Origin of the sequence: Paucilactobacillus oligofermentans DSM 15707 = LMG 22743 (assembly GCF_001434315.1) — a bacterium.
Lineage (GTDB): Bacteria > Bacillota > Bacilli > Lactobacillales > Lactobacillaceae > Paucilactobacillus > Paucilactobacillus oligofermentans.
Window position 1 is genome coordinate 239,089 of the sequence record NZ_AZFE01000031.1, and the last position, 23,000, is coordinate 262,088.

Below are 23,000 nucleotides of genomic sequence, written 5' to 3' on the forward strand. Positions count from 1 at the left end.
CGTATAGTATTAATTCGTTAGCTTACTAACGAATTAATTTAAAAGAGGTAATCATGGAACAAAACATCGCACGACTCATAAAAAAGACCGGTAATCAGATGACCCGTAAATTTGATAAATTCGCACGCCAATTCGATTTAACTAGTACTCAAATATCAGTAATTGATTACATGTCTCAAAATAAAAACGTTGAAATTCAACAAAGAAACGTGGAACACGAATTTAACATTCAACGTTCTACTGCAACGGTTCTACTACAAAAAATGGAACAAAAAGATTTAATAGAACGTTCAACTTCCAAAAGTGACGCTCGCCAAAAATCACTGAAATTAACTACTAAAGCTAATTCTTTAGCCATTGATATTGCAGCATACAGTGATCGTCAGCAAACTACCATCACTCAACAATTCTCTGAAACAGATATTAAAAAATTCAAAGATATTCTCGAATACATTACTGAAATTAACAAGGAGTAAACAAATATTATGCAATCAGAACAAAAAATTTCCTATCAAGTAATCATGGCAATTATTGCCACTGGTATCATGTCGTTTTGCGGGGTCGTTGTTGAAACTGCCATGAATATTACTTTTCCTACTTTAATGAAACAATTTAATGTATCCACCAGTACTGTCCAATGGATGACTACAATCTATTTACTTGTAGTTGCAATTATTGTACCTTTATCAGCAACTTTTAAACAAAATTTTAAAACCAAACAATTATTTATTTTCGCTAATATAATGTTCATTCTTGGTGTATTCATTGACACTATCGCACCAAGTTTCACCATTTTACTTATTGGGCGTGCCATTCAAGGAATTGGAACCGGTATCGCACTGCCGTTAATGTTCAACATCATTTTAGAACAAGTTCCCATGAGTAAAATCGGTATGATGATGGGAATTGGTACATTAATCACTGCCGTTGCTCCTGCGGTTGGACCAACCTTTGGTGGTGCAGTCGTTAGTTCCATCGGTTGGCGTTATATCTTTATTTTCTTAATTCCACTATTAGTAATTTCACTTTTTTTGGGTGTATTCAATATTCAACAAAAAAGTGAAATCAAGCATTCCCGTTTTGATATTATCGGGTTCATTTTTATCACGTTAGGTCTATCTGGATTAATTTTTGGATTTAGTAATCTAGGTAACACTAGCTTCATAGATTTAAAAGTTGGTGGAGCAATTACGATAGGTATCATCAGTATTTTGATGTTCATATGGCGATCATCACAAATTAAGAATCCAATTATCAATGTTAAAGTTTTAGGAAATCTGAATTTTAGTGGTCATGTCTTTGCCTTCTTTATTTTCCAACTAGTTTCACTTGGACTATCGTTCCTGCTACCAAATTATATTCAACTTGTTAATCACAGTTCAGCTGTATTAGCAGGATTAATTGTTTTACCTGGCGCTTTAATTGGTGCAGTTTTTGCACCATTAGGAGGTCGGATTCTTGATACGATTGGTCCTAAGGGGCCACTAACTATGGGTTCTGGAATAGCTTTAATAGTCTTATTAATCTTTGTATTTAATGGGACTTCATTATCAAATCTACTAATTGGTTGCCTATACTTCTTCTTTATGATTGGAATCGGTTTAAGCTTTGGTAACTTAATGACTAACGGACTTAAGCAACTTGATAGCAATCTGCATAGCCACGGGAATGCTATTTTAACAACTATGCAACAATTTTCCGGTGCCGTCGGGACTTCATTAACCGCAGCCTTTGTTGCTACTAAACAAACAACACAAGTCACTCTGAGTCAAGGTACCGCAGCTGGCTCACATTCAGCTCTGATATTTTTAATTACAGCAATGTTAATCGAATTCATTGTATTAGTTAAAGTGGTTGATTTCCCATTCAAAAGCCAAAAAAATAAATAATTCAATTTTTCTAAATCCGCTTAATAAATTATGTTAAGCGGATTTTTAATGTAATTATTTTTACTAAAGGCAGCGATTATAGTATTACAGATTTCTTCTTTCATGAAGCCCCAAAAGCGAGTATAATTAGAACTCGTTACCTTTATAAAACTATTTTAAATCATAATTTGTTGTTAATCGTATCAACATTAGAATATTACTATATGAACGCTGAAAAATATTCTCGGGTACATTTTTATACAACCAGAAGGAGTATTTATCATGGATACATCGAATCAAAAAATCTCATCTCACGTTCTTTTAGCAATTATCGCTACTGGAATTATGTCATTTTGTGGGGTTGTCGTTGAAACGGCAATGAATATCACTTTTCCTACCTTAATGACCCAGTTCAACATTTCAACCAACACTGTTCAATGGATGACAACCATCTATCTACTAATTGTTGCCATCATCGTTCCTTTATCCGCAACCTTACAACACACCTTTAAAACAAAATCATTATTTTTATTTGCTAATATTATGTTTATTATTGGCGTTGTCCTTGACTCAGTTGCACCGACATTTCCCCTATTAATCCTTGGTCGGATGATTCAAGGAGTTGGAACCGGGATTGCCTTACCATTAATGTTCAATATTATTTTAGAACAAGTTCCAATCCATAAAATTGGAACAATGATGGGAATTGGTACGCTTATCACTTCTGTTGCCCCAGCTATTGGGCCAACTTTTGGTGGTAGTGTCGTTAGCTCAATTGGTTGGCGTTATATTTTCATCTCGCTCTTACCATTGCTAGTTATCTCCCTAATTCTTGGTATCTTTAATATCGAACAAAAAAGTAAACTTACCCACCAAAAATTTGATTTTATTAGTTTTATTTTTATCATTATCGGACTAACCGGATTAATTTTCGGAACGAGTAATTTAGGCAATAGCCCCTTTATTTCGATTAACATTGCTGGTGCTTTTGCGATTGGATTAGTTGGTATCATATTATTTGTTTGGCGCTCTTCTAAAATTGACAATCCGATTATTGATGTTGCCATTTTCAAAAATTTAAATTTCAGTGGCCACGTCATTGCCTTCTTTGCAATTCAAATGGTTTTACTAGGATTGGCATTCTTACTACCCAACTACATTCAACTCGTTAATCATGGTACTGCCATTTTAGCTGGATTAGTTATTCTCCCAGCTGCATTAATTGGTGCTTTATTTGCTCCATTAGGTGGTCGAATTTTAGATCGTTATGGGGCTAAATTCCCATTAATTTTTGGTTCAAGCGTTATCCTCCTTGCCTTGCTTATCCTCTTCCTTAGCGGAACCAAGCTAAGCGATTTAGCAATTGGTTCACTTCACTTCCTCTTCATGATTGGAATTGGCTTAAACTTAGGTAACATCATGACGAATGGTCTAAAACAAGTTGATAATTCATTAAACGCCCACGGAAATGCTGTTTTAAACACTATTCAACAATTTGCTGGTGCGGTTGGAACTTCAGCTTCAGCGGCTTTAGTTGCTAGCAAACAAACTAGTGACGTGACCTTGGCTCATGGAACGGCACTTGGTACCCACCTAGCTTTCACCTTTTTATTAGTTGGTATCGTCATTGAATTAATCGTCATCATTAAAGTCGTTGTCTTTCCCTTCAAAAATAAAGAAACTAAATAAACACAAAAAAGTTCAATCCTCATTTAACTAAGGATTGAACTTTTTTAGTACAGATTATTTACTCATCTTAAAACCTAAAAATAAATCATTATAATTACCAATCACTTTGAGTGGCAAGTCTTGATAAACTTCCAGATGAGCAACTGTCGATTCAGTTGGATAAAACTGTTTATCCTGTTGAACACTCGTTGGTAAATATTTCATTGCGGCCTTATTAGGCGTCGAGTAACCAATATATTCCGCATTTTGAGCCGCGTTTTTTGGTGACAACATAAAGTTAATAAAGGCATACGCTGCGACTTTATGTTTGGCAGTTTTAGGAATTACCATATTATCAAACCACATGTTACTGCCTTCCGTTGGTACTACATAATGCAGATGATGATTATACGACATCATTTCAGCTGCTTCACCAGAATAGGTGACGGCAATTTTAGCTTCATTTTGTTTCATATACATTTTAATTTCATCAGCAACAATGGCTTTCACATTAGGCATCAATTGTTTTAATTTTGTCTGCGCATTTTTCAAATCTGTTTCATCAGTATCATTCATTCCGTGACCTTGGGTAATTAAAGCAATTCCCAACATATCACGGGCACTATCCGTCAACATTATGCTTTGCTTAAATGCTGGATTCCATAACTGTTCCCAATGCTGAACTTGACTAGCTTTAACATATTGATCATTATAGACAATTCCTAAGGTTCCCCAAAAATAAGGAACTGAATAATCATTGTTTGGATCAAATGACAGATTTAAAAATCGTGAATCCAAATTATGATAGTTACTTAGTTTTGTTTTATCAATTTTAGCAACTAGACCACTCTTTATCATTCGTTGGACTGTATAATCGCTCGGAACCGCTAAATCATAACTGGTTCCACCTTGCTTAATTTTAGTTAACATAGCTTCATTGCTATCAAAGGTCTCATATACGACATGATAACCAGTTTCTTTTTCAAATTTTGTTATTAAAGCCGGGTCAATATAATCACCCCAGTTATAAATATTCAAAACTTTCTTTTCATTAGCAGTAGTTTTCGCATTCATTTGGTAATTAATTCCAGTAATAACCGCACAAACGACCAAAATGCCAACAAAGATCGCGATTAACTTTTTCATTGCGCATTCGGTCCTTTCATCATTTTGTTGCGATTAATTTTCCGCGTATGACCATACTTTTCCAAGAGATAATAGCCAACTACCAATAATAAGGAAACTAAAAACATCAGTGTCGATAATGCATTAACTTCGAGGTCAACGCCTTGTCGGGCTCGTGAATAGATTTCAATTGATAACGTTGAAAAGCCATTTCCGGTTACAAAGAATGTGACTGCAAAATCATCTAATGAATAAGTAAAGGCCATAAAATAGCCTGCAAAAATTCCTGGCGTAATCGATGGTAAAATCACGCGCGATAACGTTTGCCATTTGGTTGCTCCTAAATCATATGCGGCATCAAGCATTGTTTTTGGCATTTCATTAATCTTTGGCAACACCATTAAGACCACAATAGGGATTGAAAAAGCAATATGACTCAATAGCACCGAGGTAAATCCCAATTTAAAGCCTAAAAACGAGAATAAAATTAAGAAACTTGCCCCAATAATGACATCTGGTGAAACCATTAATACGTTGTTTACGGATAGTACTGCATTCTTCATTGTTCGTTGCTTTAATTGATTAATCCACAATGCCCCTAAAGTTCCAATCACAGTGGCCAATAATGCAGATAATAATGCAATTACCACCGTATTAAGGACAATCGATATCATCCGTGTATCCGATAATAACGTTGCATAATGCTTCATTGAAAAGCCAGTAAACCGATCCATCGTATCTCCGGTATTAAATGAATAAAAAATTAAATAAGCAATTGGTAAGTAAATAATCACAAACACCAACGTTAGATACAAGTTACTTAACTTTAGTTTTGATTTCATCGTGATTGACCTCCTTTACCCTTACGTTCTCGAGTTAAGAACATCACTACGAACATCGCAATAATTAAGATTACGCCAATTGTTGAACCCATGCCCCAATTTTGGGTCACTAAAAAATGCTCTTCAATCGCAGTTCCCAACGTAATTACCCGATTCCCACCAATTAATCTCGTAATCATAAATAGCGATAACGATGGGATAAATACAGCTTGAAAGCCAGATTTAACGCCAGGCATCGTTAAAGGTGCAATCACCCGTCGGAAAGTTTGCCACGTATTGGCACCTAAATCACGACTGGCATTCACCAATGATGGATTAATTTCATCCAGTGCATTAAAAATTGGCAAAATCATAAATGGAATTTCAATATATGACGCTACGAAGATAAAGCTAAAATCAGTAAATAAAATTTGATGTGAGCCGGCTCCAACAAATCTTAAAAAATCATTCACTGAGCCATTTTGACTAAATAAACCAATAAATGCGTATGTTTTAAGGAGGAGGTTAATCCAAGTTGGCAAAATAATTAACAGTAGCCATAACCGCTTATTTTTTAATTGATTCAACAAATAAGCAGTTGGATAACTAATCACCAAGGTTACCATCGTAATTAAAAAGGCATACCAAACTGAATTAAAGGTCATTTTTAAATAAGTAGCTGATTCCAAATAATCAGTATAGTTGCCTAATGTAAAGTGACCGGTAATATCAAATAATGACTGATAGACAATTAATGCCATCGGAGCCACTACAAATAACGCGATCCATAATAAATATGGGATTACGAAAAATGATTTTTTTTGAGTTCCCATCATTTACTCCTCATAACTATCTAGCCGGGCATCAAAAGTTTCTTCATCTTCACCAAATCGCATAATATGAATATCTTCTGGGTCAAAAATAAGCCCGACATTGGCACCAACGGTTGTTTGATGAATTGAATTAATTGTCCATTCATGATTATCACTGTCATGGCCCGTAATTTGATAGTCAACCCCACGAAACAGCTGTGAATCAACGGTAACTTGTAATTTACCATGGTCCAAATCAGTAATATCCAGATCCTCAGGCCGAATCACAATTTCTACTGGTTCATCCGCCCGCATCCCCGCATCAACACATTCAAAATCTTTGTGGTCAAAGTGAACCAGATAATCAGCCGTCATCGTCCCTGGGATAATATTACTTTCACCAATAAAATCAGCAACAAAGTGATTAATTGGTTCATCATAAATATCAACTGGAGTCCCGCTTTGCAAAATCCGGCCATCATTCATTACAAAAATTTGATCACTAAGTGCCAACGCTTCTTCTTGATCATGGGTTACAAAAATAAAGGTAATCCCCAGTCGCTGTTGAAGCGCGCGTAATTCGACTTGCATTTCTTTACGTAATTTATGATCTAATGCCGACAATGGCTCATCTAATAGCAGGACTTTAGGTTCATTAGCAATTGCCCGCGCAATCGCAATTCGTTGTTTTTGACCACCAGATAAGGCGGTAATTTCACGGTTCTCATAGCCGCTTAATTGCACCATTCGCAGTGATTCCGCTACTTTGGCTTTAATGTCGGCTTTATTCATTTTTTTCAATTCCAAGCCAAAAGCAATATTTTGACTAACGTTTAAATGTGGAAATAATGCATAATCTTGAAAGATCGTATTAATTGGTCGCTGATTAGCGGGCGTTAAATCAATGCGGTGTCCTTCAAATTCAATCTCACCGCTCGTTGGGTCTTCGAACCCAGCAATCATCCGTAAAATCGTCGTTTTACCACTTCCTGAAGGTCCTAGTAAGGTATAAAACTTACCTGATTCAATTTCAAAATCAATTTTTTTCAATACTGGATTATCATCATATTTTTTACTAATATTTTTAAATTCAATGATTGGATTTGCCAATTTCTTCCTCCATTTCAGTGAACTGTTACCTATCGTAATCCAGCTCTCTCTGTTAAACTTGTCCTAATTCATTATACGAGATTTGTCACATGACACCAATACTTTCACTCAATTTTAGGAGCTATTATGAAAAATAATCAATTTGCCATTATTGACCGTACCCATGACCAAAAAATTGCCGAGCTTACCACTATCGGCTTCTTAACTACCCAGCCAATTACAACGGCTACTAGCTTATGGTACCAACTTTTAACATATTCATTTCCAGAAACAAATGATCCAGCCGCTATTCAAACTGCCTTAACAAACATTTTAGCCACACCAACCCAAAATTTATTATCATACATCCAAGACGATAAACCCATTACCACCGATGTCTTTTATTTAGTAGCTTTACAATTACTTCAATTTGAAGCAGGCCTTGATTTTGATTTGCTCCACCCACTTACAGCAATCAAAAAAATCCAACTTCCTTTTATTGATGAACTCATCTTAGATAAAAACACTTTAATTGATGCGTGGTATTTGCTACTTAATACCCATACCAAAAATGGTCAAACATACCTTGATTTACTAACTTCAAGAGGTTTACTAACGCCACTGTATGACTTACCTGCAGCTCAAAAGCCTGTTTTCTTTAATGGAAAAGCACTAGCTGTTTTTAATCCGGCGACTTTAATCCGTGAAGTTGTCTATGTGGAAGCCCCGCTAGATACCGATAATGATGGTCAGGCTGATTTATTAAAAGTTGAAATTTTACGACCTAGCGAGACCAATGATAGTTTGCAAGTCCCCACAATTTATACGGCTAGTCCTTATAATCAAGGTACTAATGATCACTGGGGTGAGCATATCACTCATGATGTTACGGTACCCATTAAACATAAATCATCACAACCTGAGATATCAGGCGAACAACCATTCAACAATCACTTCACCACTAAAATTTCAACGAGTGAAACAAAATACGCGACTGAATCATTTAGTCGGGAAGCCTCTTATACCCTCAACGATTATTTGGCCGTTCGTGGTTTTGCGGTTGCCTATGCCGCTGGGATTGGAACCAAAGATTCAGATGGAATTCAAACTTGTGGCTCTCCAGAGCAAACCATTGCTACCATTGCGGTGATTGAATGGTTAACGGGTAAACGAAAGGCCTATACAACTCGTACGGGAACCACTGAAATTAAAGCTTGGTGGTCAAATGGTAAAGCAGCCATGACTGGTCGTTCTTATTTGGGAACTTTAGCTACAGCCGCTGCAACAACGGGTGTCGAAGGACTTGAAGCAATTGTCAGCGAAGCCGCCATCTCTAGTTGGTATGATTACTACCGCGAAAATGGTTTAGTAATGGCACCCCATGGATTTCAAGGTGAAGATGCTGATGTTCTAGCGGCTGAAACCTTTAGTCGCACTATAAATCTCGCGGAATATCAAAATATTCGGGACTATTTTGATAACTATTTAACTACCCTTCAAACCTCAATGGATCGAATTACCGGTAACTATAATGGCTTTTGGGCAGCTAGAAACTACCGGCCTAATATCAAAAATATCAAAGCTGATATCATGATGGTCCATGGTTTAAATGACTGGAACGTTAAACCCAATCAAGTCAAAGCACTTTGGGATGAACTAGCCGATGTCGACGTTGAACGAAAACTAATTTTACATCAAGGTGAACATATTTATATCAACGCTTTCCGTTCAATTGATTACACCGATATGATTAATTTATGGCTGTCTAATAAACTCTATAATTTAGCTAATACCGCTGAACAATTACCAGCTATCATTGCTCAAGATAATGTCACACCTGAAACTTGGCATGAATATCCAGATTGGAATTCAGATAATCAGGCTGAATTTTTCTTAAACGACCAAAACAATCTGGCAACTGACCGGAATCAAAATTCAAGTTTCGTTTCATTTACTGATACATCTACTCCTGCCGAATTCAAAAAATTTAAACAGGAACCAAAAAAATGGCAAGCAGCTTTAATGCAACCAAACGATCTGCTTCAACAAGCTAATCCCACTAAATTACAATTCATGTCGCTTCCGATTACTGAAGATTTATTATTACGTGGTACACCGACTGTGAAGTTATCAGTTTCATCTTCAAATGATCATGGTTTAATCAGTGCCGAATTAATTGATTTTGGTATTCAAAAGCGTTTCAATATTAGCCCCACAATTATACAAAAAAAGGGTCTTCCACTTGGTCATCACTGGCGTGAAGATGACTTACGTGAATTTACCCTTTCAGCAAATGAGACTAATAGTAAAATGATTTCTTTTGGTCACATTAATTTACAAAATCAAGTTTCTGCAGCGCACGTCAACGAATTAACGCCCAACCAGTTCATTGATATTGAATTTAATTTACAACCGATTTTTCATCATTTACCAGCTAATCATCAAGTTGGTCTAATTATTTATGGTACTGATTTTGCAATGACTCAAATTGATAACTCAGAAGGTATTAAATATACAATTAATACTACTGAATCATCATTGATTATTCCAAGTCTTGCCCCATATTCAACGGAATCTTAATTTTACTAAGGACTGCCTTGGCAACTACACTGGCTAAAACCGCTTTAATAACAGCTGGAATTAAAAATGGTACTACTCCCGCAATCATTGCTGCCGGCCATGGCATTTGATTAAATGTTTTTAACCAGATTGTTCCTAATAATAATTGAACTAAGGCCCCCATTAAATTACCGGCAACTAAGTAAAATAATGTATTCTTATGACGCATTGCGATTACAATCCACGCTTGAACGAAGAAGGCCAAGATATAACCACCAGTTGGGCCAAAAACGATCCCAATTCCACTAGTCCCACTGGCAAAAACTGGGATGCCAATTAACCCTAGTAAAACATAACCAAGCAAGGTCCAATTAGCGATTCGATAATCAACCAATGATGCCAATAATCCAACCGCAAAAGTTTGCCCAGTTAATGGAACTAATGGTAATGGAATCACTACTTGTGAACAAAGTGCCAAAAAAATCACTAATTCAGCTGACCAAATTAAACCTCTTAATTTCCGTTTATCCATGGTAATTACCCTCTTGCAAATTTAACTTAGTAATTTCACCCGCATCAACCGTAATCGTTTCTGAGTCCGTCTTTAATATCAATGCACCATCATCATTAATCGTTTCAACAAGACCAGTTAAAATACGATTACCAATTTTGACTTCAACTTGCTTTCCGATTACTATGCTTCGAATTCGATATTCTTCCATTAAGTTACCTGATTCAAACGTTAATAACATTTTCTCAAAAGCTTCAATAATTTCACTGGCAACCTGATTTCGATCAAGTTGCTTTTTTTGTTTAATTAATGCGCCAACTTTAGGTTTCAAACTTTCATCGAGTAAATCATTTTCCATTAGGTTAATCCCAATTCCAACTACAACATCTGCAATCGTTCCCGTTTCAAAATCAGTGACGGCTTCTGATAAAATCCCAGTAACCTTATGATCATTAACAATCAAATCATTAACCCATTTAATTGAAACTTTAACGTTAAATAGTTTCTCTAATGTTTGCGCAACAACAACTGCGGTGGCAGTTGTCATTCGTCCTGGATTAATTTGCTTTGTGAGCGGTAATAAAAAACTTAGATAAATTCCCGTTTCACTTGGTGAAAAAAAGTCCCGTCCAAAGCGGCCATAACCGTCAGTCTGTTCATTCGCAATAATGACAATTTTTTCGCCCTGGTTGGAGGCTGCTAATTGCTTAGCTTGAATATTGGTTGAATTAACTTGGTCATATACCTTTACTTGCCAATTAGAACTAATTGTCGCTTCAATAATCGCCCGGCTCAACATTCCGCCACGCGCATAGCGATAACCTTTTCCAGATTGACTCTCAATCTTTTGACCATTATTTTGCAATTGCTGAATTGCTTTCCAGATTGCCGTTCTCGAAACTTCAAGTTGCTTAACCAGTTCGGAACTAGTCACCCATTGATTAGCATTTTCATTTAGATAAGCTAATACTGTTGATTTTGTATTCATTCTATTCTCCGTTAACCATATTTTTATTAAGGTTAACAGGTTGATAGGTAATTGGCAATCTTTTTTTAAATGCGCTACACTAGTTTCATCAATATTAGGAAAAGGTGATTATTTATGAAGCAAGGGACAACAATTTTAACATTAGATAACGGATACCATTTATGGACAAATACTCAAGGAACAGGTGATATTCATCTCTTGGCTCTTCATGGCGGACCTGGTGGAACTCATGAATACTGGGAAGACACTGCCAAACAATTAAAAGCTCAAGGACTTGACGTAACTGTTCATACGTATGATCAACTTGGTTCATTTTATTCCGACCAACCAGATTACTCAGACAAAGCTATTGCTGATAAATATTTAACCTACGATTATTTTTTAGATGAAGTTGAAGAAGTCCGTACCAAGTTAGGTATCGATCAATTTTACTTAATCGGTCAAAGCTGGGGTGGCGCTCTAGTTCAAATGTATGCTTTGAAATACGGCGAACATTTAAAAGGTGCTATCATTTCATCAATGACTGATAACATTGACGAATACGTTGTTAATATTAACAAGGTCCGTGAAGATGCACTTTCTGCTGAAGCGGTTGCTTATATGAAGGAATGTGAAGCTAAAAATGATTATGATAATGATCGTTACCAAGGTTATGTCGACATTTTAAACGAAGGTTACGTTGATCGTAAACAACCAGCCGCTATTTCTCATTTAGCAAGTACAATGGCCACTGATGTTTATGGTGTCTTCCAAGGTGATAACGAATTCGTTGTTACTGGTAAGTTAAAAGAATGGGATGTGCGTGATCAAATTAAAAATATCACGGTGCCTACATTAGTTACTTTCGGTGAACATGAAACTATGCCGATTGCTACCGCTAAACGAATGGCCGAACAAATTCCTCATGCCCGTTTAGCAACTACACCCAATGGTGGACATCATCACATGATCGATAACGCACCAGTTTACTATGATCACCTAGCAACTTTCATGCGTGATGTTGAAGCTAATAATTTTAACGATTAATCAGTTTTCATTTAAAAAGCATCAAAATAAATCGAATAATTCACAAAAGAATCTCATTTTTGAGATTCTTTTTTTGCAATTTATGAAACACTTTGAGATAATTGTCTCATTATGAAACAATCGTTTTATTTTGAACCTTTTGTTTTAGAATCAGACAGTATATGATGATTCATGTTGTTTCAGTTCTATTCTTTGCATTAGTCTTATGGAGGAAAATCATGAAAGCGAACCGAACTACACGAGATTTCGAAAACGCCTTATGGGAAATCCTTGACATAACGCCATTTGCAGAGGTAACCGTGGATCAAATATGTAGTGCTGCATTGATTCATCGAAGTAGTTTCTATCGTTATTTTGATGATAAAGTTGATTTATTAAAACAAACTTTATCAACTATGTTACGAAGAAATTTAAATGCAAGTAGTAATCCTGACTTAGTAGACCAGATTGTCAGTTTTATCATTGATAATCGGACTGCTTTTAGGAATATCTCAATCATCGGTGGCAATAATAGTATTAACTTAGATTTGTTAACTCTAATTGGAAAAATCATTTTAGAGCGACCTGATTCAGGTACTAATAATCTAATTGATGCTCTCCACCGCAGTAAGAATCCTGATATGATGTCTTACATCTTGGCAGGGGCGTTAACCGGGGTCTTCGTTTATTGTGACGAGTACAATTATGATATTCCAAGAAAAGATGTTGTTGAACTCTTCAATAGTGTTATTCAGCATGTAACAACCCATTAATTTTAGAATTAGGTATGGAGGAAAGTTTTATGTGGGAAATGATTAAAAATGAGTTTAAATTTATCGGTAAAAATCGATTAATTGCTTTGTCGGTTTTTGCGATTTGTTTTATTCCATTATTGTATAGTGTGTTCTTCCTAAAATCAGTTTGGGATCCATATGGTGATACTCAAAATTTACCAATCGCGGTCGTTAATAAAGACCAAGCGGTTAAGTATAATGGAAAAACTTTACAAGTTGGTGACGATACCGTTACTAAATTAAAGAAAAACGACTCATTGGGTTGGCGATTTGTTTCAGCCCAAAAAGCTAAGGAAGGCCTTAAGGATCGTAAATACTATACAGTTGTTACAATCCCAAAGAACTTTTCTAAAAATGCAGCTAGTGTTTTAGATTCACACCCTAAAAAAATGAATCTAACCTATGAAACCAATGATTCATTAAACTATATTGGTGAAGTTATTAGTAGCGTGGGAGTAACGACCCTTGATAAGTCAATCAGAACTGCCGTTACTAACGCCTATGCCAGCACCATGCTCAGCGAAGTTAAAACTATGGGTAAAGGTATGAAAACTGCGGCTACTGGTGCCGTTCAATTGGATGATGGTTTAGTAACGATGACTGATGGTGTTAAGCAATACACAATCGCCGTTTCTCAAGTTAACGATGGTGTGCAAACACTTAAAACTTCTGTTACACCGTTATCTTCAGCCGCTTCACAATTAGCTACTGGATCTAACAGTCTTACTTCCGGTTTAAGTCAATACACTGCTGGAGTTTCTTCAGCTAATTCAGGAGCTGGTCAATTAGCAGCTGGTACTAGTACTTTAAATAGTACGGTTACTAGTTCAATGAGTGCCCTTACTAGTTCAAGTTTGTTTACTACATTAAATAGTACTAATTTAAATAAGATACAAACTGAAGGAACTGATATTGCAAATACGCTTAACAGTCCAGATACCCAAAATGCATTTGCACTATTAACAAGTAATGATACACAAAATGCTTTGGCAAAACTTTCTAGTTTAGCTTCAAGCATGTCAGGTATGCAAAGTGAGTTGACTGCTGTCAACACTGCATTAACTCAGTATCTAACTAAAATTGGTGCTAACTCAACAACTTCTGCCCAAGATGCTGCAGCGGTATTACAAGCTAATCCAAACTTAGATGCTGATTCACAAGCTAAGCTACAAGAAATTGTCACTTTACAAAAGGACAATGGTACTCAAATTACAAAAGTTCAAGGAACGATGACTGCTCTAAACACAGAGTTATCTGGTGTAACAACTACTGTAAATGAAATCAGTCCTCAATTAACTAAACTTCAAGCATTGCAATCTCAACTTCCCCAATTGCAGAAAACATTGACTGAAGCCAAATCATTAATGACTGACATTACCCCAATTATGTCAGCACTCAATGATCCAACTACCCAAGCAACACTTAACAGTCTACCAACTCAAATTACTCAATTACAAACCGGTATCAGTACACTTAATAACGGTGCACAACAATTATATGCTGGTACAACTACCCTCAATAACAACTCAAGTACTTTAAATTCAGGTGCTAACACATTATCAACGGCACTTGGCCAATTAAATACTCAAGTACCAACGCTAGTTTCTGGTGTTAATCAATTAGCTGATGGTACAAGTACCTTAAATGGTAAGTCAGCTGAACTAGTCAGCGGTGCTGATAAACTTAGTTCTGGTTCAGGAACACTAGCTAAAGCTCTTAAGTCAGGTAGCGATACCGTTAATGGTATTCATACTTCAAAGAGTACCGCTAAGATGTTTGCTGATCCTACGAAACTAACTAACAAAAAGTACAGTACTGTTCCTAATTATGGACATGCTTTAGCTCCTTATGTACTCTCAGTTGCCTTATATGTTGGTGCAATCGTCTTCAACTTTGCCTTCCCAATTCGGAAAGTTGCAATGCGTGGCAAATCAGCAACCGCTTGGTTTACAAGTAAGGTTGCCATTGGTGCCTTTGTTGCCATTGCTTCAGCCGTAATTGAAGCAACCTTGATTATCGCCTTTGGATTAAACGTTGATCATATCGGAACGTTCTATCTAACCACAACGATTTTCTCACTAACATCGATGTATCTAGTCATGTTCTTAGCAATGGCCTTTGATAACCCTGGTCGTTTAGTTTCAATGGTTATCTTGATGCTACAACTTGGTGGATCTGGTGGTACCTTCCCAATGGAAGTTACTAACTCCTTCTTCAATGCTATTCATCCATACCTACCAATGACTTACTCAATTCTTGGGTTACGCCAAGCAATCACATCAGGACTTGGAAATGGAATTGTGACACAATCAATTCTTATCTTAATCTTGATTGGAATAATCTCACTTGCGCTTCTATGGTTATCAATGTACCTACTTCAACAAAAGTGGCACGCAATGTCATGGAAAGATGGTGAAGACCACGAAGGATCATCTGCACTAGATGATAATCAAAAACTACAAGATATTGAAAAATAATTACTAAATTAAAATGGATATCTCATTAACGAGATATCCATTTTTTGTTTATAAACCCTTAGTAAACAGTTGCTGATCTGGTTATTTCTGTTATTATTAAGGTAATCAAATACTGATAGGAGAACCTCACATGAAAAATTTCATCTTTGATCTTGACGGTACATTAATTGATACAATGGATATGTATATGATTCCCATGCAAACGGTTTTAGCTAACCATGGCATCAATTTAACCCATGAAGAAACAAAACCATTTTTTGGAATCACCGCTGCCGATGCACTAAGTCAAATTGGTGTACCAGAAAAAGATCGTCAGGCAATTGAAGATGAATGGTATCAAGTGGTCTATCAACAACACGTTGACATCCATACCTTTGCAGGTGTTGATGATACTTTAGCTAAACTTACCCAAGCAGCTGAAGTAAAATTAATTGTCGCTACTTCTAAAGTTCGCGATGAATATGAAACTGAATTCATCCCCAAATTTGAAATTGCCAAATACTTCAGTGGTGCAGTTACTGCTTCAGATACTAAATTACACAAACCCAATCCAGATCCAATTTTAGCTGGAATTAAGCTTGGTAATAACGTTCCGGCTGATTCAGTCTATGTTGGTGATACTATCAATGATATGACGGCTGCTCATGCAGCTGGCATTAAATTTGCGGGGGCAATGTGGGGTGCCGCAATGCCCGAAAAACTAGCCGAAGCTGACTACCAACTACAACATCCATCCGATCTATTAAAACTAATTTAATCATCAACCAACAAAAAGCCACTCAATAATTGAGTGGCTTTATTTTTACTTCTTCAAACTTAATGCTTCAACATTTAAAATTTTATCCGCTAAGCCATCATAAAAGCCCTCCTCATGACTAACTAAAATTAAATTACCACGAAAGTTTTGTAAAGCTCGCTTTAAGGCATTCTTCGTTTCATCATCCAAATGGTTCGTTGGTTCATCCATGATCAAAAAATTACTTGGCGTTAATTCCAGAATAGCCAATTTAACTTTGGTCTGTTCTCCACCCGATAGCAAACTCATTGGTTTCATCGTATTAGCAGCATTAATTCCTGCCCGCGCTAACCGTGTTCGAATCGTTTTAGGTAACATTGTTGGGTACAGTTCTTGAATCGTCTCTAACGGCGTTAATTCGTCATTTTCCCAATCTAAATCTTGATTGAAATAATTTACAATTGCTGATGGTGAAAATTCAGATGAACCACCCTTCGCTTCGATTTTTCCTATAATTGACTTAATTAAAGTTGATTTACCAACCCCATTAAATCCTTTAAACACTAATTTTTCACCACTACTCATTGAAAAAGTTACTGGTGCTAATAGTGGCTTATTATAACCAACTGATAAAGCCTCTACATGTAAAGCATTTTGTGATCCCGTATCTTCATATGGAAACTTAAAGCTTGCCACGACGTTGTCTGATGGTGGATCAATTCGTTCCATTCTTGCTAACATTTTTTCACGAGACTTAGCCATCGTTGATTTTGAGCCCGCCTTATTTTTCTTAATAAACTTTTCAGCTTTTTCAATTTCAACTTGTTGCTTTTCATATTCTTTTAATTGGGACTCTTTACGCTCTTCTTTTTGGCGCATAGCCTTTTTAAAGCTACCACGATACTTCGTAATTTTACCAAACGAAACATCACAAATAGTATTAGTAACTTGTTCGAGAAAATCATAATCATGAGAAATAATCATCGCTGCCCCGGTAAAACTATTCAAATAGTTAATCAGCCAGTCAATGTGAGCAGTATCTAAATAATTGGTTGGTTCATCAAGTAAAATAACATCTGGACTTTGTAACAATAGTTTAGCCAAAATAATTTTTGACCGTTGCCCACCACTCATTTCAGATACCACATGGTCTAAGCCAATTGAATCTAGACCTAATCCTGAAATCACTCGATCAATTTCAGTTTCGATATCATAAAAATTACGTGCATCCAGCTGTTCTTGAAAACGACCAGCACGAGCTAATAACTTATCATTCAAAGTTTCAGCGTATTCGGCATAAGCCTGATTCATTTGATTATTAATCTCAAATAAATCATCAAACGCCGTATGTAAAAATTGTTGTAATGTGGTCCCAGCAGGAATATCCGCATATTGATCTAGATAGCCAATACTCGTATTATTTTGCCATTTAATACTACCTTCAACGGCTAATATTTTCCCCGTAATAATCTTGATTAACGTACTCTTTCCAGCGCCGTTTTGACCAACAATTCCCATATGGTCAGACTGATTCAACTGAAAACTAGCCTCATCATATAATTTTTTATCCGCAAAACTCATACTTAAGTCTTGCACATCCAATAAACTCATCTCTTATATTACCTTTCGTTCTAACGTGTACAATCAAAGTCCAATTGTACTCTTGTCGACATTGATTTTCAAAGTTACAATTGATGAATACGTTTTTCATTAATCATTAGGAGATAACCATGATAACTAAACTGAATAATCCAACTACTGAACAACTAGATGAAATTTTAACTATTTGGTTAACCGCCAATTTAGATGCCCATGATTTCGTTGAACCTGAATATTGGCAAGAAAATTTTGACCTAGTTAAACAAACTTTACCTGACGCTGAATTATATGTCGCTACAGAAGATCATCAAATTGTTGCCTTCTTAGGCCTCGCTGAAAATTATATTGCTGGTTTGTTTGTGAACAAACAATATCGAAGTCGTGGACTAGGTACTGACTTGTTAAATTCCGTAAAAGAGCAGCAACAATTCTTACAGCTATCCGTTTATGAAAAAAATTCACGCGCCATAAACTTTTATTTGAATAATGGCTTCACGCCCAAAACTAGCGATGTTGATTTCAAAACTAATGAAGTCGAATACCTCATGACCTGGCAGAAGCCTAACCTAGATATGCTATAATTTGGTTAATTGAAGGAGATCGTTAATATGAAAATTAGAGATATTGATCACGTAACTATGTACGTAACTAATTTAGATCAAACTACCCGCTTTTATCACGAAACATTTGACATGCCCGTCTTAGAAGAAGACGACCAGCATGCTTTGATGCTTTGTGGTAAACAAGCCCTTGACTTTAAATTGATTACTACAGCAAACACAATTGAAGCTAAACAAAAAGCAACAGGAGCCACTGCGTTTTGTTTTATCGTTAAGGAACAATTATCAGATGTCGAAAATCACCTACGAAGTTATTACATTCCAATTATTGACGGTCCAAGTATCCATCAAGGTGCGCATGGTAAACTCACTTCATTATTTATTAATGATCCCGATGGCAACCTATTAGAAATCGCCGTAGATGCCTAATTAAATTATCTTATTAATCAAAAAAACTCCGTTAAAAAATTTAACGGGGTTTTTGATTACCTTATTTTACAATCTTTAAAATGAATTCTTCCATTTTTTCCGGTTTCACAACCACTTGCTTATGTGGTTCCAGTTCAAATAACGTTTTAATTGGTGCTGGAACAAGATCACCAGTGATATCAAATAACTGACCTACAGCTGCATAACCTGGTTCAACGACTTGTTTACCAGTAATACCTTCATACACTGTTTCTGGGAATTTATATGGACTAGCGGTTGCTACAACAACCATTGGTGTCTTATCACCCGTGCGTTGTTGATATTCACGAGCCACTGCTGAGGCTACCGCTGTATGCGGATCAATGGTGTATTTAGCAGTTTCATAAACCCGTTTAATTTCAGCCTTAATTGCAGTTTCTGATGCAAATCCAGCATCAAAATTTGTATCTAAGCGTGTCTTCATATCATCAGAAATTGTGTACTGACCATCATTGGTTAACTCATTCATCAACTTTTTAATTTGATTGCTATCTTCATTAGCTAAATCAAACAATAATCGTTCTAAATTGCTTGAAACAACAATATCCATCGATGGTGAATTAGTTAAATAAAAATCGCGATTTTTATTATACGTACCAGTTGTAAAGAAATCTGTTAAGACATTGTTTTGGTTAGAAGCACAAATTAATTTATTAATAGGTAAACCCATCTTTTTAGCATAATAGCCAGCCAGAATATCACCGAAGTTACCCGTTGGAACTGTAAAATTGATTGCATTACCGAGCTTGACTGTTCCATCACGGACTAACTTTCCATACGTATAGAAATAGTAGGCGACTTGTGGCATTAAGCGTCCAATATTCATTGAGTTAGCTGATGAAAATTGACTACCACTTAATTTCAAGTTTTTTTCTAGTTCAGAATCATTAAAAATTCGTTTAACTTCCGTTTGTGCTTGGTCGAAATTACCATCAATCGCTACAACTTCAAGATTATCACCTTGCTGAGTTAACATTTGTTGTAATTGAACTGGACTTACACCACCATTTGGATAAAAAACAATTACTTGGGTACCATCAACATCACGGAAACCATTCATTGAAGCAGTTCCAGTATCACCAGAGGTTGCTGTTAGAATTACGATTTTGCGATTAACATTAGTTAGCTTCACGGCATTAACCATTAAATGTGGCAACATCTGTAAGGCAATATCTTTAAAGGCTAAGGTTGGTCCATGAAATAATTCCATATAATGACTACCAGCAGTCTCTTTCGTTACTGGTACAATTTCGTCATCATCAAATTGAGACCCATAGGCAGCACGAATACTTTCATCTAATTGTTCATCAGAGTAATCATTAAAGAACCAGCTTAAGACTAACTTAGCGGTTTCTTTATATGTAAGTTTTGATATTTCGGCTAGATTAATCGTTGGCGTTGGAAAATTAACCGGTACATACAAGCCGCCATCTGGGGCGAGTCCTTGAATAACTGCCTCGGCTGAATTTAAAGAATCTGAACGAGAACCTCGAGTACTACGATAATCCATTATGTGCCTCCGAATTTGTGAATTTATGCAATTATAACCTATCATATACTAATTAGGCTATGGTAAAATGGACCTAATTATGTGAATTTGATTGTGAGGCGGTTAAAATATGGAAAAAATTAATATTGGTTTAATAGGCTTAGGAACAGTTGGTTCTGGTGTCTTAGAAATGATTTCAAACAACCAAGATAAGATTTCAAACATCACTGGACGTGAGTTAATTATTAAAACAATTGTTGTCCGAAATGTTGCAAAGCATCGCGAGGAAGTCGCTGATGACATTTTGTTAACCGATGATGTTAATGACGTTATCAATGACCCCGACATTAAAATTGCAGTCGAAGTGATGGGTGGAATTAATCCTGCCAAGCAAATAATAACTGATTTATTAAATGCCCACAAACATGTCGTAACGGCGAACAAGGATTTAATTGCCTCACATGGTGATGAATTAGCCAAAATTGCCCATAAAAATACTGCTGACCTAGTTTACGAAGCTAGTGTTGCTGGTGGAATTCCAATTCTACGAACCATTGTTAATAGCTTTGCGGCGGATGAAATTCTTGAAGTTAAAGGAATTGTCAATGGGACAACTAATTACATTCTTACCCAAATGCAACAAAAGAGCTGGAGCTATGAAGATGCCCTCAAGAAAGCCCAAGAACTTGGCTTTGCTGAATCTGATCCAACTAATGATGTTGCCGGTATCGATGCAACTTATAAAATGATTATTTTAAGTCAATTTTCATTTGGTTCACACATCGCCCTCGAAGATATTAACATTGAAGGTATTCAAAATATCAAGTTAGAGGATGTAACTCAAGCAGCCAAATTTGGTTACACAATTAAGTTACTCGGTATCGCTACCCGCGTTGGCAACGGAATTTTTGCTGAAGTTGCACCAGTATTGGTCCCTTCAGACCACCCACTAGCCACAATCCATAATGAAAATAATGCAGTGATGGTGACTGGTCAAGCAGTTGGTGAAACGTTATTTTATGGTCCTGGTGCTGGTGGCTTGCCTACTGCCAACAGTGTTCTAAGTGATATTGTTTCGGTAACTAAAAATATTGTCCTTGGTACTACTGGTAATACTTTCAATAATTACCAACACGAAAGCGAACCAATTGATAAGTCAAACGTCATCTATCCATATTATCTTTCACTCCAAATGAAAGATATTCCGGGACAAATCTTGAAGGTAACTAAGTTAATGACCGAACTTGGTGCTAGCTTTAGTCAGATCGTTCAAACTAAGGCAAATGACACTGAGGCGCGAGTTATTTTCATCACCCATTCAATGTCAAAAGATCAACTGAAAACTTTAAAAGAAGAAATCGCTAAGTTTGATAGTATCAGTCTGAATGCAGCCTATAAAGTCCTTGAAAACTAAGATGATTAGCTTTTGATAAAAATGAAAAGAGGAAATCACATTGATCATCAAAGTTCCCGCAACTAGTGCCAATCTTGGGCCTGGATTTGATTCAATTGGCGTAGCTGTATCACTTTACTTAACGATTGAAGTTATTGGAACTGCCCATGAATGGCACGTATTTCATAATTTAGGTCATGGCCTCGCTAGTAGTGAAAAAAATCTAATTGTGAAAACGGCCTTAAAAATTGCTCCTAATTTAGCACCCCATGAATTAAAAATGACTTCTGACATCCCCGTTACCCGCGGACTTGGCAGTAGCTCGTCGGCGATTGTGGCTGGAATTGAATTGGCTAATCAATTAGCTCATCTTGAATTAACTGATGAACAAAAAGTTGCCTATGCTGCTAAAATTGAAGGTCATCCCGATAACGTTGCTCCGGCAATTTATGGTGATTTAGTCATTGGATCCAATGTTGATGACCAATTTGTGGCGATTCAAGCACCGTTCCCTGATTTATCACTAGTCGCCTATATTCCCGCTTATGATCTTAAAACCAGTGATAGTCGTGATGTCTTACCAACCAATATTCCGTTTTTAGCAGCAACGCATGCTAGTGCCATCGGTAATACCTTTGTGGCTGCTATCTTCACTAATAATTTTCCAGCCTTGGGTAAATTAATTGAAGCTGACCAATTTCATGAACCATATCGTCAAAAATTAATTCCTGAATTCTTACCAATTCGTAAAATTGCCCATGAATCTGGTGCGTTAGCCACCTACTTAAGTGGCGCTGGCCCAACCGTCATGACCATTATTGATAATAAAAAAATTAAAAACTTTAAAGACGCTTTAATTAGTGCCGGCTTCAAAGATCAAGTTGTTCCACTTACAATTGATAAACAAGGTGTTACCGTATCAAATTAAAAAATCACAAACAGTTAACTTGCAAAAATCCCTTTATAATTGACGGGTGAAATTTATATTATTTCACAGGTTAATTATAAAGGGACTTTTGTATTCTAAAAAGTAAATTG

At 36.3% G+C, this 23,000-nt stretch carries 20 protein-coding genes; 12 read left to right on the forward strand and 8 right to left on the reverse strand.

Features of this window, described 5'->3' with window-relative positions:
* Positions 1 to 53: 53 nt before the first annotated feature.
* From FC70_RS04815 to FC70_RS04825, 3 genes are all read left to right on the forward strand, one after another.
* Positions 54 to 476: a MarR family winged helix-turn-helix transcriptional regulator gene (locus FC70_RS04815; protein ID WP_057889867.1), complete on the forward strand. Its 423-nt coding sequence runs from the start codon at positions 54 to 56 to the stop codon at positions 474 to 476.
* A 9-nt stretch (positions 477 to 485) separates the two neighbouring features.
* Positions 486 to 1,889: an MFS transporter gene (locus FC70_RS04820; protein ID WP_420835989.1), complete on the forward strand. Its 1,404-nt coding sequence runs from the start codon at positions 486 to 488 to the stop codon at positions 1,887 to 1,889.
* A gap of 261 nt (positions 1,890 to 2,150) precedes the next feature.
* Positions 2,151 to 3,557, forward strand: coding sequence for a DHA2 family efflux MFS transporter permease subunit (locus tag FC70_RS04825; protein WP_057889869.1), 1,407 nt, complete (start codon positions 2,151 to 2,153; stop codon positions 3,555 to 3,557).
* A gap of 54 nt (positions 3,558 to 3,611) precedes the next feature.
* Here the strand turns inward: FC70_RS04825 and FC70_RS04830 are convergent, their stop codons facing one another.
* Genes FC70_RS04830 through FC70_RS04845 form a run of 4 tightly spaced genes read right to left on the reverse strand, consistent with a single transcriptional unit; the run spans position 3,612 to position 7,404 of the window.
* Positions 3,612 to 4,682 carry an ABC transporter substrate-binding protein gene (locus tag FC70_RS04830; protein WP_057889870.1) on the reverse strand — a complete coding sequence of 357 codons (1,071 nt, stop codon included), beginning with the start codon at positions 4,680 to 4,682 and terminating at the stop codon, positions 3,612 to 3,614.
* On the reverse strand, positions 4,679 to 5,503 hold the full coding sequence (locus FC70_RS04835; protein ID WP_057889871.1) for an ABC transporter permease: 825 nt from the start codon (positions 5,501 to 5,503) through the stop codon (positions 4,679 to 4,681). The genes FC70_RS04830 and FC70_RS04835 overlap by 4 nt, the downstream gene beginning before the upstream one ends.
* Positions 5,500 to 6,315, reverse strand: coding sequence for an ABC transporter permease (locus FC70_RS04840; protein WP_057890284.1), 816 nt, complete (start codon positions 6,313 to 6,315; stop codon positions 5,500 to 5,502). Before FC70_RS04840 ends, FC70_RS04835 begins: the two co-directional genes overlap by 4 nt.
* Before the next feature lie 3 nt (positions 6,316 to 6,318).
* A complete protein-coding gene (locus FC70_RS04845; RefSeq protein ID WP_057889872.1) occupies positions 6,319 to 7,404 on the reverse strand; it encodes an ABC transporter ATP-binding protein in 1,086 nt (361 codons plus the stop codon).
* Positions 7,405 to 7,530: 126 nt separating this feature from the next.
* Between FC70_RS04845 and FC70_RS04850 the strand changes: the two genes are divergently transcribed.
* Positions 7,531 to 9,963, forward strand: a complete 2,433-nt coding sequence (locus FC70_RS04850; protein ID WP_057889873.1) for a Xaa-Pro dipeptidyl-peptidase — start codon at positions 7,531 to 7,533, stop codon at positions 9,961 to 9,963.
* On the opposite strand, the gene FC70_RS04855 is transcribed toward FC70_RS04850, so the two are convergent.
* Both FC70_RS04855 and FC70_RS04860 read right to left on the reverse strand, forming a co-directional pair.
* On the reverse strand, positions 9,926 to 10,474 hold the full coding sequence (locus FC70_RS04855; RefSeq protein ID WP_057889874.1) for a biotin transporter BioY: 549 nt from the start codon (positions 10,472 to 10,474) through the stop codon (positions 9,926 to 9,928). The two genes, FC70_RS04850 and FC70_RS04855, sit on opposite strands and share 38 nt — an antisense overlap.
* Positions 10,467 to 11,441: a biotin--[acetyl-CoA-carboxylase] ligase gene (locus FC70_RS04860; RefSeq protein WP_057889875.1), complete on the reverse strand. Its 975-nt coding sequence runs from the start codon at positions 11,439 to 11,441 to the stop codon at positions 10,467 to 10,469. The genes FC70_RS04855 and FC70_RS04860 overlap by 8 nt, the downstream gene beginning before the upstream one ends.
* 114 nt (positions 11,442 to 11,555) lie before the next feature.
* On the opposite strand from FC70_RS04860, the gene FC70_RS04865 reads away from it, so the two are divergent.
* From FC70_RS04865 to FC70_RS04880, 4 genes are all read left to right on the forward strand, one after another.
* Positions 11,556 to 12,467, forward strand: a complete 912-nt coding sequence (locus FC70_RS04865) for a proline-specific peptidase family protein (protein WP_057889876.1) — start codon at positions 11,556 to 11,558, stop codon at positions 12,465 to 12,467.
* A gap of 218 nt (positions 12,468 to 12,685) precedes the next feature.
* Positions 12,686 to 13,219, forward strand: a complete 534-nt coding sequence (locus FC70_RS04870) for a TetR/AcrR family transcriptional regulator (RefSeq protein WP_057889877.1) — start codon at positions 12,686 to 12,688, stop codon at positions 13,217 to 13,219.
* A gap of 38 nt (positions 13,220 to 13,257) precedes the next feature.
* Positions 13,258 to 15,717 (forward strand): YhgE/Pip domain-containing protein, encoded by a 2,460-nt coding sequence (locus FC70_RS04875; RefSeq protein WP_083478675.1) that lies wholly within the window; start codon positions 13,258 to 13,260, stop codon positions 15,715 to 15,717.
* Positions 15,718 to 15,847: 130 nt separating this feature from the next.
* Positions 15,848 to 16,474 carry an HAD family hydrolase gene (locus tag FC70_RS04880; RefSeq protein ID WP_057889879.1) on the forward strand — a complete coding sequence of 209 codons (627 nt, stop codon included), beginning with the start codon at positions 15,848 to 15,850 and terminating at the stop codon, positions 16,472 to 16,474.
* A gap of 45 nt (positions 16,475 to 16,519) precedes the next feature.
* On the opposite strand, the gene FC70_RS04885 is transcribed toward FC70_RS04880, so the two are convergent.
* Positions 16,520 to 18,064, reverse strand: a complete 1,545-nt coding sequence (locus FC70_RS04885) for an ABC-F family ATP-binding cassette domain-containing protein (RefSeq protein WP_057889880.1) — start codon at positions 18,062 to 18,064, stop codon at positions 16,520 to 16,522.
* A 119-nt stretch (positions 18,065 to 18,183) separates the two neighbouring features.
* On the opposite strand from FC70_RS04885, the gene FC70_RS04890 reads away from it, so the two are divergent.
* Positions 18,184 to 18,633: a GNAT family N-acetyltransferase gene (locus FC70_RS04890; protein ID WP_057889881.1), complete on the forward strand. Its 450-nt coding sequence runs from the start codon at positions 18,184 to 18,186 to the stop codon at positions 18,631 to 18,633.
* 27 nt (positions 18,634 to 18,660) lie between these two features.
* Positions 18,661 to 19,041: a VOC family protein gene (locus FC70_RS04895; protein ID WP_057889882.1), complete on the forward strand. Its 381-nt coding sequence runs from the start codon at positions 18,661 to 18,663 to the stop codon at positions 19,039 to 19,041.
* A 61-nt stretch (positions 19,042 to 19,102) separates the two neighbouring features.
* Here the strand turns inward: FC70_RS04895 and thrC are convergent, their stop codons facing one another.
* Positions 19,103 to 20,590, reverse strand: a complete 1,488-nt coding sequence (gene thrC, locus FC70_RS04900) for a threonine synthase (protein WP_057889883.1) — start codon at positions 20,588 to 20,590, stop codon at positions 19,103 to 19,105.
* A gap of 109 nt (positions 20,591 to 20,699) precedes the next feature.
* Between thrC and FC70_RS04905 the strand changes: the two genes are divergently transcribed.
* Together FC70_RS04905 and thrB are read left to right on the forward strand one after the other, a co-directional pair.
* Positions 20,700 to 21,983 (forward strand): homoserine dehydrogenase, encoded by a 1,284-nt coding sequence (locus FC70_RS04905; RefSeq protein WP_057889884.1) that lies wholly within the window; start codon positions 20,700 to 20,702, stop codon positions 21,981 to 21,983.
* Between the two features lie 40 nt (positions 21,984 to 22,023).
* Positions 22,024 to 22,890, forward strand: a complete 867-nt coding sequence (gene thrB / locus FC70_RS04910) for a homoserine kinase (protein ID WP_057889885.1) — start codon at positions 22,024 to 22,026, stop codon at positions 22,888 to 22,890.
* Positions 22,891 to 23,000: the final 110 nt, after the last annotated feature.